A 15,640-nucleotide genomic window follows, 5' to 3' on the forward strand; every position below is an offset into this window, starting at 1 on the left:
GTTCTCGCGTTACAATCGCTCGGCAGCGGGAGCAGTTATTTCTTACACACAATCATCCAATGTCTTTCATTTGGATGTGCTTCAGGTTCGTTAATTTCGTTCGCTTCTACAATGTTATATGGACCAAACTCTTCCTTAATGGATGCTTCATCATAGAAGTAGAGGTTGAGACCTTGTGGCGAATGGAAGGTATTTTTTTCTAATTCTTCCCCCACTCCAAATCGACGATCGTTTATAGACAAAGCCACAAAAATCATTATCCCATTCGGTTTTAATTGGGAATAACAGTCGTCAATCAGCTTTATTCTGTCGGCTTTGTTCAAAAGATGAATCAGTGAATAACAGTAGATTGATGGGTATTGGGTTTTATCAAATGGCATCTCAGTAACAGAACCATAGTGTATTGTCACATCACTTCCAAAATGCTTCCGGGCTCTTTCAATAGCTGTTTTAGAGACTTCAATTCCGGTAACCTCAAATCCTTTATCGTAAAACACCTTTGCATTTCTTCCATAGCCGAACCCCGGAATTAATACGCTACTGATATGCTGTTTTTGCAATAATTCAAGTACGTTGCGTGCATTGTCAGTAGGCTGCTCTCCCCACATTCTTTCATTGCTTTTAAAGGCAGATTCCCAAAATTCAGTCATAGTTGGATGCTTGTTTAGAATCAAGGGTTGATTGAATATTCGTTATTTTTCATTGCCCACAATGTTTTTGACTTTAAACCGGAAGAAAGGCGTCGCCGTTGATAGAAGCAGTTTTTATTCGGTGACAGTGAATTTGATTTCCACGATACTTGAAACACTTCCCGCACTCGCACCATCTGAGCCGGTAATAATTTCAATCCTCACTTGATCAGACCCTGAAAACCCATTTGCAGGTTTATAGGTGTAAACGACCGTTCCGTTTTGATTTAACTCGCTTATTTCGTAGTGCTCAGCCTGTTTTGAAATGATGGCACCATCCTCATCACCAAATGCGCCTAAATCATATTCATAGGTTTCAGTATTCAAAAGGCTTATGTTTTCTGTAGTTACATCTATATCGTCGCCGGAACAGGAAACCATACACATTGTTAAGAAGAATATTAGAAATGCGTTTCTCATACGACTGTTTTTTTGTTAAGCAATAAAGTTAACAAAAAAAAGCTGTGCAGCGGGTTACTGCACAGCTTTTAAACTTAAGACACTCATGTTGAGAACGATCTATTTTTTTGCCAGTGTTTGCTCAATCAGGAGTGCGGTATCTTTTGCTCCGGAATGTTTTGCGTGATACGCGGCGTTATGGCCATTATCACATCTCAACTTGAGATTGGCTCCCTCAGCAATAAGGTATTTCAGGATTTCTACCTGATTATGACGGGCAGCTAAAATGGCAGGGGTCTTGCCTTTCCATTTTTCGTTAACGTCTGCGCCATATTCGATTAACTTTTGCACGGTTTCCAAATCGCCTTTAATTACTGATAAGTGAAGTGGGTTGTCTTTAACTCCCATCTCTAAAAGATGGGTTGTTTCCCCATACGCCTGGGGGAAGGTCTCTAATGTGAGTGCTTTGAGCGAACCAACGGAAAGCGCAAGCACCAGTACAGTTACTGTGATCGTTTTTTGCATTTGATGATGAATTTAAAGATTAAACATTTGATTACTATAAAGACGAAGCAAAATGCAAATGGTTACAGTAGTGCAATAGTTTTAACTTTTTTTTAATCTTTAGGAAAGCCAAAGGGAGCTGGCGGGAGGGATTGTAATTTTTATACTACTTGGTGGCTCTGAAGTTGCAAATTGATGTGCCGCAGGCATACTTTGGAGAGTGGGCGTTGGCGAATCTCTTGTATTTAATTAATTACTTAGATAAGTATATTGAATACTGGCGAGTAACTTTCCTTTTTTAGAAAAATATTCAATCTTATCGATAAGGCCATTTGCTAATTTCGTTTCAATACTTTCCCCGCCTTTTTCATAAACCAGTTTAATGCCTGATCGATAGCCTTCTCTGTCTTGAAGGATTTTGCTTATTTCCTTATTGCCTTCAGTGCATATTTCGGCAATGACTTCCTTTCTTTTGTTTTCAGTTATGATACAATTCCCTTTTTTAATATAGGTATAAGAATCGCTTTCCAATAAACTTCCGCTTACATGATATCTTTTTTTTGAAATAAGTTTCCCTTCATCATCCACTTCCCATTTGTGTGTTAAGTATCGTTGACCTTTAATAACCCTATATAAAATACTGTCATTCATGTTATGATTTCTGATCAACAGTTGTTCAATCAAAGTGTCTCCTTTAGCGTCCAATTGCACTTTTCTAAAGGAGCGGTCTTTTTTATTTCTAACAACAATAGCTGAATGCTGTAAATGGCCATCTTTATCTTTCTTTTCTCTATATTCTGTCATACCATCCTCAGAGAACGTATGAGTTGTTTGTCTAATCAATGAGTCCTTTGTGTCATAAGAGGTGAACAAAACTGTTTTGCCCTGTTTATCCAGTTCATGAACAAGATGTGACTGTTTGACCAGAGAACCTTTTTTGTATTCAAACCCTTTGATGATAACTTTTTCAATGTTATTTTTTACATAGAGATCTTCCACATTGTTTTGGGAAGCAGCAGTGAAAAAAGAAAGCACAAGTAAAAACGTAAGTAAATAGTTCATATAATTTAAAAAGCCTTGCATTTGTATAGCAAACAAAACTATGTTTTTTATCGTTCATAACTCCCATAGCCCACAAATTAATTCGTGGGCTATGGAATGGCATCACTGTATAGATAACGGCATAAACTATTTACGTGCGTGGTTGCGAAGGGGTTGGTTGGTTGTTTGGGTGGCTCCGAAGTTGCAAATTTATGTGCTGCGGGTATACTTCGGAGAGCGGGTTTATTCCTTTACAAATTCAAGACTATATTTTAAATTCCTTACCAAATATTAGTAGATATCTCTCGTTTGAAACTTTGTTCACGTACTCATCTAAATATTTGCCGTCTATTCTCAAAGTTCCCATCCAGCCGTACTCTATATCGGCAATAGAGAGCATTCCGAGATTAGTGTAGATTAAATCAAATACTGGTGAAAAATAGTATTCTTTGCTTTCTAAAATTGGTTTTACATTCTTATAAAGTCTCTGCATATAAAAGTCCGCAAAAGGGTCTTTACTATTTTCAATTTTATTTATAAATTCAGATTCAGATGTATTTGAAACAAACATTGCTATTAAAACTATTCCCAAAAATATATAAATTACTTTTTTCATATTACAATAATTTAGTGGTCGCCGAGGTTTTTACCTTAACGCTTGTTTTTTAAATCATTTTCTGAACATTATTCACAAAATTATGTGTTTATGAGCTGTGGCGTGGATTGAAGCTCAGACCTAGTCATAGATTCGGTGTTACCCTTTGTTTTTCTTTTTTCAGTTGTGTCTTTCCCTTTTTAATTTCTCACGTCATTTATTCGTATTGTTCACATTCGAATATCAGATGATTTTTAATTTCAATTGGTTTCACAACAATTGAATTCAGCTTTTGATTTGGAAATCCGCCAATAAAATAGTTTTCCGCTTCCAATTTATCCATCCATTTCATAAATACTTTTAGTTCGACCATTTTAACAATACAATTTTTCCATTCTATTTTTATTAATTCTTGGGCGAATACCAATTCCGGCCAGATTGGTATAATCATTTCGTTGTCAGCTCCGCACGTAACATAATTTCCATCTTTGTCTGCGATTAGAAATACTTGCTCAAAATCGGCAATTTTTCTTATCAGATATCCGTATCGCAATTTTGATTCAAGTTTGAATACGCTTTCTAATTGTTTAATATTCATACAAATATATGTTTTCAAATTAAGGGTAACGGTTTCGCATAACGTGCGACAAGGTTTAAAGTTACTTATTTTTCGGTTAGTGATTTTATGGTTTTCCCTAAGAGTATGAGGCTAAAGATTTAGCCGTGTTGCAAGTTATGCGTTGTTGTAAACTGTGGCATGTTATATTGATTATTGAAGTATAATTTTTTTGGTCACAGTCTCGGTCTCATTCTTTAAAACCAAAAAATAAAATCCTGCTGATAAATGATCCAGTAAAATTTTTGAACTGCCTCCAATATTCAACACTCCATTTTTAACTTCAAGTCCATTAATTGTAACTATGGAATAGTTACTGAATCGATTATTCTGAATTGTTAATAATTCTGTGGTAGTTGTTGGATTTGGATATATAGAAACAGTGCTTTTCGCTGCCTCTGTAATGGATAGTGACCCATTAACACCTGATAGTTTTTGAGTGACTAAATTAACGGGTGCATACATCTCCTCGGATGTATACCCTGTTACTATGATCTCATTATTATCCAAAACCTGCATGGAATATAAACAGTCTTCCATTCCATCATTGTCAAATCTGTAATGAGCAATTCCTTCTCCACTTGTTGCGTCAATTTTAACAATGGCAAAATCGTGATGAGTCCCAATACCATCATTACTTGTTTCACCACAAACATAAATAAAGCCATTTTTCAACACTAGGTCATAAGCTTGCTCGCCACTGTCGACGCTCCGATGGTACCTATGTTCCCAGAGTATTTCTCCATCGCTATTAATTTTTAGTGTAAGAAAATCTAAATAAATGTCGTTTGGGTCACCAGTATCGCCCCCTGGAAAATGCCCTGTCACATAAACATTACCTTCATTATCCATAATAAAAGCATTGATTCTTTCTAACCCCATTCCAAGCTCCAAATCATCATATAAAGTTGACCAGATAACTTGGCCCGAACCATTTAGTTTGGTTAGCCAATAAAGTGAACCATGAGTTGCGAAAATTGCCAAATCTTCGTCAACGAAAATATCATGCAAGCCCCGGATAAACTCAATATCACTAGTTACAGTTTTGGTTCCATCAGGCTCAATAGTAATCATTGAATGAAACGGATAATTATTGAAGCCAAATACAATAACATTATCATCGTATGCCTTAATGTTTGATGTGTAAAATTCAATCTCGGGTATGTCTATCTCCCACAAATATGTCCCATCAGAATCATAGGAAACAACTACTTGACTTCTTGCTTGTGTTGAAATATCTTCCTTATCGATAGATATAAAAACTTGGTCGTTATTTAGTAATTCTATACTATCCACCCAATATGAAAACTCACCTATGCCTTCAATTTCATCTTCCCAAATCAAATTTGCATCATTATCATATTTTTGAATGGAAGTTGTTATGTAATCATTGGCTTCTACAATGTATTTGATTAAGTATAAATTATTTGAGTTGTCAATTTTATAACCATATACTCGGTCATTTCTCGTCGGGTCAATTCCGTAAAATTTACTGTTTATTAACTCCCCCTCCATGTTATATTCTACCTGCTGCAATTTGTTGTCGTTGTTTGTGTCAGATAAACCGAATGCCTTGATGATATTATTTTGCACCTGAACTTTTGGATAATCCCTAGGAGAATAACCATAATTAAAGTCAGTAATGACTTCATTTGACCAAATAAGATCTGGTTGAGCTTGAATGGTGAAATTCAAACTAAGCGCAAATAAAAAAAATAAAGTTATTTTCATGTACAGTTAATTTAGGGCCATTGTTTACAACTCGTTATATAAACACTAAGATACTATTTTATCGCTCATAGTAGTGGAATAATAGCACTTTTTGTTCATCTTAACCATCTTGTTATTGCCCATTGCAAACTCCCCCATCGACCATAACATCCCGTATACCAATACGCTCTTAAAACAGCCCTTTTGTTTCACAATAATATATTGATAACACGTTAAGGCCTGTATTTACGTGTAAATTATGGGCTGTCAACGGGCTATCTATGTGCTTATCTGCATGTAATGTCGGGTTTGCGGGTTTGCGGGTTTGCGGGGGTTCGAGTTAGCGTGTGTGCGGGTGTTCGGGTTTGCCTAACGCTTCGTCGCACGCTGTCGCAGAAGCTTTTTATCCTCCGAATCCGCCTGAGGCGGAGAAGGTGGATAGCGTAGGCGCCCTGAATCCGCCTTTTGGCGGAGCAAGGCGGAAGGTTGGTTTGCGGGTTGTCGGGACTACGGGTTTGCGGGGTTCCAAGGTTTTGCGTTGAATGGTTTCTTTGGGATTTAGCTAACGCTCAGTTCGGCCGGTGGCCTCGTGTGGAGCTTGTTGTTTTGGAATTTGCCACCCCGGTTTGCAAGGATGTATTTGTGTTGGGTTAGGTAGTCTTTACATAGGGATTCAATGTGGATTAAATGGGAGTGTTCAATTAACTGTGTCATCCTAAATCAATTAAAAAAAAGGCACCAAGCCTCAGCTTGACACTGCTGAGGCCTGCTGCCTTTGTGTTTGGGACCAGGGTGTGGGTAAGGAACGGCCCTGATCATTAGTGGCTGAAAAGGGGCCGTTTGAAACCCTGAGGGTGCCTGTTGGTTCACCCATGCCCCCGGCTGAAAATTCAAATCATCCTTTTTATTTGAGGGGTATCGGTAGTCTGATAATGTGCCCGTTAACGTATGATTGCCAGCTGCTTGTCTGATGCATTGAACTTGGCGAGCGTTTTTCCTGACGGACTGAAAAAGACGTGCTCACTCTTTTTCAATTCACTGCTTTCCAACACATCGCCTGCTTTCGCGTCTACACGCGTAAACGTTTTCTTTTCCAATACCCATACTTCATCCCGGGTTGCGGCAAAATCTCGTATGTTTTTAGCATCTACACCGGCGATGAGGTTCCCCTCAAAATCCAGTATGCCTAAGCCTTTTGTTCCAAAGAGTATGATGCCATTGGCATACAACCGGCTGTATTTTACCTTTCCCACGCCCAGGTCCTTGGAGCGGGTATAAGACAGCTCCTTGCCGGTCTTAGCGTCGTGTATGTAAATGCCCTTGGATACAATGTCCACTATACGCCCGTTGGATACCATAAACGGGTTGAATGATTTTGCGATATCGGCGCTGTTGGAGGCTTTGTCTGTTTCAAAAACCACTTCTCCGGTACCGGCATCCAAGGCTGTAATCTGGGTGCGGTTCAGGTTGCCCGAGGCCTTCACATAGAAAAGACCGTCTGCCATCGCATCCTGCATAACCGTCCATTGGTTGCCGAGGATGTTGTACTTTTCAGTTTCTACCTTATCCTTGTGGATATCTATTTTAAGATAGCCTTTTTTAAAGCCTCCGTCGAGTTTTCCTTCTTCATTGAATGCCGTAAAATAACAGAGCTTTCCATCGCTGTCAAAATGGAGTTCGCGAGGCACAAGCCTGTTGTATTTGTTATTGGCGGCCGATTCGTCACTACCGTGTATCGCGCGGTCTATCGCCATTATGCCCCCGATCACCTTGGAAGCCTTTCGGGTACCTTCCAAACGGCTTTTGATATCGCCGTTACGTTCGGTACCGTTTACCACATCAATGAAGGTCAGCTCTAAGTAAGGCAACACCAGGGTATTGCCCACCATCGAAGCATAACCCGGCTCAAATGTTCCGGTGTATTCCACACTCCACAACAGCTTGCCGGTGGTAGCATCGAGTGCCTGTACTTCCGGTTTTGATGTAAGCTGATCGATGGCGCCTTCAGAATTAGGGACTTTTATCGCCATAATACGCTTAGATTTTGCGTCAAACAAGAGTTCGCCAATTCCTCCGGTCACCTCACTTTGTGTCCAACGGGTTTCCCCGGTTTTTAAATCCACCAATTGCAATCCATTCTTACCGTTTATGGCAATGGCATTCAGCTGGGGGAGGTAATTGATGAGCCTGTCGAGAAATTTATCACGGGTAAAGAAATTATTTGAGTTGTGCCTCACGTTCATCGGGCGCCCAACGACCTCGACATTGCCTGCACCGTGTGCCGTCAAGATGGTTTCGGCGGTTGAAATGGCCATATCCAATTGGTCTGTTTCCCAAAGCAGGTTGCCATCCTCCAGGTTGAACGCCTTTATTTGCGTGCCGTTGTGCTGGTAATCTATGGTCATAAATACCTCTTCATTACCAAAGAGAAAGTAACCGCTTCCTGTTGACACCGCCAGGCTGTTGATAAAACGCCCCAATTTAAAGGTATGCTTGCCTTCCAGTATTTTGGTGTTAGACCGGATGTTCCATACCTGAAAACGTTGATCGTTTTCTGCAACCATAAAGTGGTCGTCCGGTGAAAAGTCAATGAATTCCGGCGTAAAGCCAAGGTCGATTTGCACTGAGTCCCCGGCTTCTTGAGCGGTTGGCTGCCAGGCAACCAAAAGGAACAGAAAGATTGTTTTTAGTAGCTTCATAGGTTTATTGTTTGCGTTGTTTTGTTTCCATGTTATTTTAAGGAGTGGTTTTAGTCAATAGCAGCAGAAAAGCTTCCGTTGGTGACCGTGATGGTTCCTTCAGTGCCGGGAAAGCCATCGGCTGTAAACTCAAAGGTGCCTTTTAACTGGTTGTTGTTAGTGCTGGTGATGGTCAGGGTGCCGTTGACGTTTTGACCGCCAAATTCCTGGTCGGTTTGGGTATCTGTATAGACCACCCAAAAGCCGTCTACATCCAGCACGTCTACAGAGTTGCCAATGGGGTAGGTGCCCGGTGCAGGGTTTGCTGAGGGGTTTTCGTCCTCAAAACTTTTATGGAAAGCCAGGCTAAAGGTCTGGTCGCTTCCTGAGGTACCGTCATTGTTTGAAATCATATAGGAGTAGCCTTCAACGATCACCACATAAGAGGAGCCGCTTTTGTTGCCTTCAACAGCACCTGAGATGTCAAAAGTAATTTCGTTTGCGCCCACATTGGGGTCGTCACCATTGCTGCCGTTATCGTCATCACCACTACAGGCGGTGAACGTAAAAAGGAGTGTCAAAATAAGATAGAATACCGGATTTTTCATAAGTGTCATTTTTAATTATTGTTTGATTTGTATTGATTAGGTTCTTTTTTTATAGACTACATAGAGTCTGTGATCAGAATCGGGTCTGAGTTGCACACCCACTTTGAGGGTGTCGTCTTTCAGGCTCAGGACGTGCCATTGTATGCTGCGCTCACCTTTGGTCAGTGTAAGGGTATCGCCGTCGAGTTGCCATGTAAAGGTGTTTTCTGAAGGCGCACAGTTTGCGGTATATTTCACTTCTTTTGCGGTATGGTCTTCGGCAAAAAAGGTGTGGTCTTTACCGCAATCAGGCGCGGAATGTTTGTGGGGCATGACCCAGCCTTCACCATCATCACCCATGATGTTTCCTTCCAGTTCCCAGGCACCGGTGAGCATGGCCTCATCAATGGTTTGTGACGTGGCAGCGTGGCTCCACAGCAACAGCGCCGTTATAAAAAGGAAGGTGGTTTTAAAGTTGTTATTTTTCATCGTGTTTTGTGTTTTTAGTGCTTAAAAATAAACCGAACATCCCACGTGCGGGACATTCGGCCTTCTTAGTGTCTGTTAGGCTTCACATAAAACTTCGCCTACATTTTCAAACACGAGGTTTGAGGTAGAGAGGTTTTCAAAAGGGCTGGTGCTGTAGTCATAAAATACACAGTTGGGTATGTCCCTGAAAATGGTATTGTCAACACTCAGCACCGGAGTGGCATGCATATAGATGGCACCGGTATTTGTATGATTCCCTACAGGAAAGTCTCCTTTGGCGTTTTCAATAATGGCATGGGAGATCACATTGTTTTGCTGGGTAAACCCAAAAAAGAGACCGCCCCAGTTAGTACCATTGGCTGCCGTGAGCAATACGGGATTGGCTGCCGTGCCCAGTATCTTCAGGCTGAGTTCATTGCCGCCGTCTGTAGAGCCGTCATAAGGTTGCAGATAGGCCTCAGGCTCAAAATAGAGTTCGCTGCCTGCCTCAATGGTGAGGTGGCCACCATGCCTGATATGTACACGACGGTCCACCAGATAGGGTACATCAAGGTTCTGCCAGGTGCGGGGGGCTTCTATTTCATAATGATCAGACACAATGTTCAAAAAATCTGAAGCATTCCCGCTGTAAGTAGAGGTGTTGTTAAATATATGGGTCATGCTGGGGGTGACCTTTGCCGGCACGCCATTGTTTTCAGTAATGATAAGATTGGACGTTGCTACTGTGGCATTGGTTTCTATTCTGTGGAAGTCAAGACCAAAACTTCCTCCTTTGCTGATTTCAACATGATTGAGTGTAAGTGCCTGTGGCGGGGTACCTGAAACACCCCTTATTGCCAGACTGCCTTCATAAACAGGCGACATTTCGGTAAAAGGCTGTGAACCGGCATACTCAATAATGGCGTGTTCTATCGTGTTGTTGAGGTTATGAGCTTCGGTGAAATACAGGCCTCTCCAGAAACCGTTTTGTTGTGCCGTGCCTGTAAAGATGACCGGCTCTGTAGCAGTTCCTCTCACATCAAAGAGTTTGTTTTCTGAAGCCACCCGCAAACCGGCGTGGTTTTCAAAAGCAATGACCACACCCGCTTCTATGCTGAGGCTGCCTTCAACGTTTGCATAGCAGCTGATGACATAATCTACAGGGCGTTGGGGGTCGTTCTCCAGCACGCGGTCTTCTGAGAAATAGTCACAGTCCAGCGCAATGGGAGGGAGGATGACATCAACCGGATCTGAGATACCGTCGTCTGTAGAACAGGAAGTGAATACCAGGGTGCCGCAAAGGAACATCATTACTAAGTGTGCTGATTTAAAATAATTTTTCATAGTGTACTGTATTTTAGTTTTTAGAATTAACTTTCTTATTCATACCCTTCCAAAGAGAAAGTAAACATTCAGATTCAAAAAAAATGATAAAGCCTTGGGCTGAAGACCTATTAAATAATTGTCACATCGCTTGTTTGCAGGGGGTTATAGTGGGCTACAGGGGTTTTAAAAAAAGTTTATCTTTGTGTATGTTTACTTTTCCCCCAAATCAGTATGAATGATTAAAGACCAGTATGTAGTTGATAAACTCAAGCAAAATGATTTAAAGGCGCTGGATGAAGTTTATCTTACTTATAAAAAGGAGTTTATTTTATTTGCGAGAACCTTTTCCATATCGGAAGATGCTATTGCTGATGTCTATCAGGAAACCATCATCAGCCTGTATGAGAATATACAGAACAAAAAACTAGAACACTTGACCAGTACACTGAAGACTTATTTGTTTGCGATTGGAAAGTTTAAAATCTATAAGCAATTAAATAAGAACAAAAGACTGCACCACGAGGGGAACAGCATTCATATCTCTGAAGAGATGCAGCTGTTTGAAACCGAAGTGAATGATGAACGGCAACGTAAGCTTCAGACGGCTTTGAAACAGCTGGGATCTAAGTGCCAAAAAATACTGGAATTGTATTACTATAACGGAATGACACTGGATGAAATACGCACCGAACTGGACTACACTTCAAAAGACGTATTAAAAAGCCAGAAATCACGATGCCTGAAGCAGTTAAAAGAATTAGTGAAGAAAAGTTATGAATAAGGAGGCGTTAAAAGAGAACTATTTTAGCAACCGGCTCAGCGAGGCTGAGTTTGTGCAGTTGGAACAGCTTTTGGAAACTGATGCAACATTTCGTGAGGAGTTTTATGACGCGCTGGAAATACAACAGGCCCTTGCGGGTGAAAAGCACCGGCCTTTAAAGGAACGCCTTCAAAAGCTGGATCAAAAGCCAGCCAGGAAAAACCATTGGTACCTTTATGCCGCTGCGCTAGTCGCCCTGATTTCGATAGGTTCCCTCTTTTACAATCCCACACCCGATTATGAGGATGTATATGCCACCCACTTTGAAGCGTATCCCAATGTGGTAAGCCTCACGAACCGCAGCGATGCCCCGCAGGAGGGTGTAGCAAAAGAGGCTTTTGAACTGTATGAGGCCAATCAATATAAGGAAGCTGCCGCGGCTTTTCAGGAGCTTTACCGGCAACGGCCTGAAGACTATGTTCACTTTTACTATGGCTTGAGCCTGATGGCCGGTGGCGAAACTGAGGCTGGTATTGATGCGCTGGAAACCTATCCCTGGCAAGAAGAGAACAGTGACTTTACAACAGTTGCGGACTGGTATATCGGACTGGGATATGTAAAATTGGGGAATAGTACAGATGCCCGCTTCTACTTACAAAAAGTAGCCGACGGTGAAAACTCCCTGAGCAAGCGTGCACAGGAAGTACTGGAGGCATTAGACTGATGCTTTGGGTTTTCTTTTGCGTCTAAAAAAGAATAATCCTGCTACTACAAGCACACCTCCGGCCAGGTACCATACAACTCTATTTTCATCCGGCACAATGGGTGTCGCATCGCCATTAATGACAAAGCCCGCCCAGTAATAAGGGTGTGTTTTCAAAGGGTTGTTTGTGATAAAATCTTTTTTTGCGGCCGCCAGAGCGCTCGCTTTGTTTTCTCCTGCGTGCAGATAATTGTAAAAGGAAATCATGATTTCTGAGGTTTCCTCATCGGGTACTTCCCACAAGCTGTACACACTCGAGCGCACCCCTGAATAGGTCAACGCCCGTGACAAGCTCAGCAAACCTTCACCGGCAGCCAGTTTGCCCACCCCGGTATTGCAGGCACTCAACACCACAAGGTCTGCCGGAAAGTACATACCATACAGGGAAGAAAAGTCCAGATAGCCGTTGTCTTGAAACACCAGGCCGGAGCGGGTGTGTTCTTTTTCATCCAGTAAGGCGTGCATCGCCAGATGATATATTTTATAAGAGGTGGTGTGTTCCATAAAGTTTTGCACAGTTGCCTGTTCATCCAGGAAAAGGTCACCGTTGATGGTAGCGGCAATGGCGCGGGCTTCCTTAGTGGCACCTGCAATGTCCTTGAAGCGGTTGCCGCGGACAACAAGGCTATTCGTATCGGTATCGTCATAGCGTGGGGCAAATGCAGCAAAGAGGCTTTTGTCTTCGCCGTTAGCCGGAGCCATATTCTTGATCAAAAGCCATAAGGCGAGTGAATTGGCATAGTGTATCTCGTGAGATTGTATGAGCGGTGTGCTGCCGTTGTCAAGCACTTCAAAAGGCAGGTAGTGCAGGAAGTCATCCGGGATGATGGTCACGTTGGTGTAGGTTTTTAATTCGTCTTCAAAGGGCGTGATGAGATGCCTATAGAGTTCCCGTGACTGCGCGAGAGGGTCTTTTCGGGGGTCGTGAAGCAGTTGGTAGTATGCCTCCAGCTGCTGCTGTAGCCCGGCTGTTCCGCTAAGGTCAAAGAGCTTGATGTCTTGGTGTGAGATAGTGATGGCATACGTATCTTCAGTTCCGGTAAAGTATTTTATGAGCAGTTCGTCCTCTGAGAGGTGTTCCTGGATTTTTTGGAGGGTGACCTCTTCGTTGTAAAAGGAATGGTAGCGGGGTTCTTTTTTGGCAATTTGGCCGTCCAGCTGTGAGATGGAATCTGCAAGCTTTTGGCGGGTGGCTTCGGATGCATCAGGGTTTTCAGTGGCGAGGTTTTGGAGCTTGAGGTGTAAAAAGTTACGGGTGGCCAGGGTGTTTTCTTCAACGTTCAGGAACTGGAGCTGCTTTCTCTCAAACTCATTTCGCAATACCTGGGAGTTGTTGCTTTCAATCAAAGCCAGCAGGTCTGGAGACAGCGGTAGGTCAAGGGCGGTGTGAACGGCATAAAGGCCTTCATTGATGGATTTGTTGAGGTAGTTTAAGCTGGTGTTGTATTCGCCGTTCTGGTAATACAAGGCAAAAACATGAGCGCCCAGTTCATACAAATACTTTGCATTGAGGGCCTCTTCGCGGTCGGCGGTGGTATGATACAGTGCTTTATAGTAGCCGGCAGCATCTTTCAGGGCACTAACAAAAAACGAACTGTGTTGCTTTTGAAAGGTTTCCAGAGTTATGGCTTTCGGGTCTGTAAGGGGTGTATCTCCTAAAACGGAAAGGGCTTCACGAATGTTTTGGGAGGCATCTTCCGTCAGGCTTTCTTTCGCTTGCAGCGTTGCTATTTTGATCAGGATGTTCACCACATTCACCGTCCCGATGTCTATCTGATCGCGCACGGACAAGGCCTGTTCCAGATGGTCAATGGCAGTTTTGTTTTGGTTTGTATCGGTTGCTATCCGGGCGAGTTTGGTGTGTGTGAGCATTTGGTAATAATGCTGGTCATAGGTTTTGGAAATTTCCAACGCCCGTGTTAAAAACCCGGAGGCTTGGGTGTACTTGTTTTCATCAATGTAATAATCGCCCACATTGATCACGGCAGCGAGATAGTGGTGGCTGAGTTGTTGTTTTTGCTGAGCAGGAAGTATTTCAAAGTAGTCACCAAAGGCTGTGAGTTCTGTTTCTGCCTGGTCGCTTTCGCCGGCAAAGGTGTGGTAAATGACCTTTAGGCGATATTCATTGACACGGGTGGACACGGGAGCTTCAGGGTAGGATAGGGCGTTTATCGATTGGAATAATTCGCGGGCTTTTGTTTGGTCACCATATTCTATATAGAGTTTCATTAGGTTACCGTACAGGGTATTGAGATAGCCGGGGTTAATAGTTGTGTCTTTTTCCCAGTGTGCCTGTGCTTTTTCAAAGCTCTTTAAGCGTTCTGAGAAGAACCCGATTGCCTTGTAAGCGGTACCCAGGTTGTTATAAGCCAACCCAAGGTCAAAGTGTTTGTTTTCGTTCAAGCCTTTATACAGGGCTATGGATTTGCGGTATAAGTCAATGGCCTCGGCATAGTTTCCCAATCGGTCATTGATATAACCTAAATCATAGATATAATCTGCCCGCACTTCTTTGTCAATCGAGTCATTGAAGAGTGCCAGGCCTTCGTTGCCTTTCTCCAGGGCTTCGTTCCAGTTACCGGAATAGGCCAGGGCATGGTAGAGGGCGTTATAGATGTCAATCCTGTAGCGGGTTTCGGGGGTGGCTTGGTAGTTTGCTATAGTGGTTTGCGCTTTCTGATAAGCTTCTACAGCTTCTGCATAGTTGCCGTCAGCATCCAAAAGCTTTCCGTTGGTAAAGTGGATCTTACTTTTAGAGCGCGCATATTGCGGCGATGCTTCGGAACTCAGTTGCAGGATTTCTTCCCAGGCCTCTGCTGAGAGTGCATATTCCTGTTCATTTAATAAGCTGTCTGCTCTGGTTATTTTGTCTGAAAGGTCTTCTTGAAATGCCTGAATCGTGAGCGTAAAGGTTAAGGAGAGGGCAAGTAAAATAAGTTTCATTTGGGTAACAATGCATAAGGTTCTGATGTACAAATGTATTATTTTCTTACAAATATCAGTTCCTTATTTTAGAAAGAAGCGGGGGTGTTTTCTTGTTTTGTTTTTGCTGCCATGCTTACTTGAGACTATACAAGCGTTGCCAGTAATGCAACCCATCAACAAAAGTTTCCATATAACTCAACTTTTTTGTTATCTTTGCTAAAGTATAACGACAAATATACTGAATGAAACCAAAATTTGAGGTAGTTTTTCTTGAACAGGCTATTGACTTTATGTCAAAATTAGATGTTAAAACCAAAAAGAAAATCTATTATAATTTAGATAAAGCGAAACTCGAAAACGACCCAAAACTGTTTAAGAAACTGACAGACGACATTTGGGAATTTCGAACACTTTATCAAGGAATCCAATACAGGCTATTTGCCTTTTGGGACAAAACCGACAAAACCGAAACGCTTGTGTTATCAACACACGGAATGGTAAAAAAAGTAAGTAAAGTTCCAAAAGCGGAAATTGAGAAAGCATTGAAAATTAGAGCTGAATATTTTGATGAATAAATTT

15 protein-coding genes are annotated in these 15,640 nt (G+C 42.1%); 3 read left to right on the forward strand and 12 right to left on the reverse strand.

Annotated elements, in window-relative coordinates; all coding sequences use genetic code 11:
- Positions 1-35: 35 nt before the first annotated feature.
- The 11 genes from IEV69_RS12265 to IEV69_RS12315 all read right to left on the reverse strand — a co-directional run bounded on the left by IEV69_RS12265 (position 36) and on the right by IEV69_RS12315 (position 10,631).
- The gene (locus tag IEV69_RS12265; protein WP_188442882.1) at positions 36-650 is read right to left on the reverse strand and encodes a class I SAM-dependent methyltransferase; all 615 of its coding nucleotides are present in this window, start codon (positions 648-650) and stop codon (positions 36-38) included.
- 114 nt (positions 651-764) lie between these two features.
- Entirely contained in the window at positions 765-1,109 is a 345-nt protein-coding gene (locus tag IEV69_RS12270; protein ID WP_188442884.1) for an Ig-like domain-containing protein, read from the reverse strand.
- Positions 1,110-1,208: 99 nt separating this feature from the next.
- On the reverse strand, positions 1,209-1,613 hold the full coding sequence (locus tag IEV69_RS12275) for an ankyrin repeat domain-containing protein (protein WP_188442885.1): 405 nt from the start codon (positions 1,611-1,613) through the stop codon (positions 1,209-1,211).
- Positions 1,614-1,841: 228 nt separating this feature from the next.
- Positions 1,842-2,654 carry a hypothetical protein gene (locus IEV69_RS12280; protein ID WP_188442887.1) on the reverse strand — a complete coding sequence of 271 codons (813 nt, stop codon included), beginning with the start codon at positions 2,652-2,654 and terminating at the stop codon, positions 1,842-1,844.
- Between the two features lie 244 nt (positions 2,655-2,898).
- Complete coding sequence (locus IEV69_RS12285) at positions 2,899-3,249, reverse strand: hypothetical protein (protein ID WP_188442889.1); 351 nt, start codon at positions 3,247-3,249, stop codon at positions 2,899-2,901.
- Positions 3,250-3,445: 196 nt separating this feature from the next.
- Positions 3,446-3,826 carry a DUF2750 domain-containing protein gene (locus IEV69_RS12290; RefSeq protein WP_188442891.1) on the reverse strand — a complete coding sequence of 127 codons (381 nt, stop codon included), beginning with the start codon at positions 3,824-3,826 and terminating at the stop codon, positions 3,446-3,448.
- Positions 3,827-3,997: 171 nt separating this feature from the next.
- On the reverse strand, positions 3,998-5,575 hold the full coding sequence (locus tag IEV69_RS12295) for a T9SS type A sorting domain-containing protein (protein WP_188442893.1): 1,578 nt from the start codon (positions 5,573-5,575) through the stop codon (positions 3,998-4,000).
- 920 nt (positions 5,576-6,495) lie between these two features.
- Positions 6,496-8,253: an outer membrane protein assembly factor BamB family protein gene (locus IEV69_RS12300; RefSeq protein ID WP_188442894.1), complete on the reverse strand. Its 1,758-nt coding sequence runs from the start codon at positions 8,251-8,253 to the stop codon at positions 6,496-6,498.
- Between the two features lie 50 nt (positions 8,254-8,303).
- Positions 8,304-8,840 (reverse strand): DUF6252 domain-containing protein, encoded by a 537-nt coding sequence (locus tag IEV69_RS12305; RefSeq protein WP_188442895.1) that lies wholly within the window; start codon positions 8,838-8,840, stop codon positions 8,304-8,306.
- A gap of 36 nt (positions 8,841-8,876) precedes the next feature.
- Complete coding sequence (locus IEV69_RS12310; protein ID WP_188442896.1) at positions 8,877-9,308, reverse strand: lipocalin-like domain-containing protein; 432 nt, start codon at positions 9,306-9,308, stop codon at positions 8,877-8,879.
- 75 nt (positions 9,309-9,383) lie between these two features.
- Positions 9,384-10,631 (reverse strand): hypothetical protein, encoded by a 1,248-nt coding sequence (locus tag IEV69_RS12315; protein ID WP_188442897.1) that lies wholly within the window; start codon positions 10,629-10,631, stop codon positions 9,384-9,386.
- 217 nt (positions 10,632-10,848) lie between these two features.
- Here IEV69_RS12315 and IEV69_RS12320 point away from each other — a divergent pair, with 217 nt between their 5' ends.
- Both IEV69_RS12320 and IEV69_RS12325 read left to right on the forward strand, forming a co-directional pair.
- Entirely contained in the window at positions 10,849-11,394 is a 546-nt protein-coding gene (locus tag IEV69_RS12320) for an RNA polymerase sigma factor (RefSeq protein ID WP_188442898.1), read from the forward strand.
- Positions 11,387-12,097 (forward strand): tetratricopeptide repeat protein, encoded by a 711-nt coding sequence (locus tag IEV69_RS12325; RefSeq protein ID WP_188442899.1) that lies wholly within the window; start codon positions 11,387-11,389, stop codon positions 12,095-12,097. Before IEV69_RS12320 ends, IEV69_RS12325 begins: the two co-directional genes overlap by 8 nt.
- On the opposite strand, the gene IEV69_RS12330 is transcribed toward IEV69_RS12325, so the two are convergent.
- A complete protein-coding gene (locus IEV69_RS12330; protein ID WP_188442901.1) occupies positions 12,089-15,079 on the reverse strand; it encodes a CHAT domain-containing protein in 2,991 nt (996 codons plus the stop codon). The two genes, IEV69_RS12325 and IEV69_RS12330, sit on opposite strands and share 9 nt — an antisense overlap.
- 224 nt (positions 15,080-15,303) lie before the next feature.
- On the opposite strand from IEV69_RS12330, the gene IEV69_RS12335 reads away from it, so the two are divergent.
- Positions 15,304-15,636 (forward strand): type II toxin-antitoxin system RelE/ParE family toxin, encoded by a 333-nt coding sequence (locus IEV69_RS12335; protein WP_188442903.1) that lies wholly within the window; start codon positions 15,304-15,306, stop codon positions 15,634-15,636.
- Positions 15,637-15,640 lie beyond the last annotated feature (4 nt).

The organism is Planktosalinus lacus, from assembly GCF_014640155.1.
GTDB classification, from domain to species: Bacteria; Bacteroidota; Bacteroidia; order Flavobacteriales; family Flavobacteriaceae; genus Planktosalinus; species Planktosalinus lacus.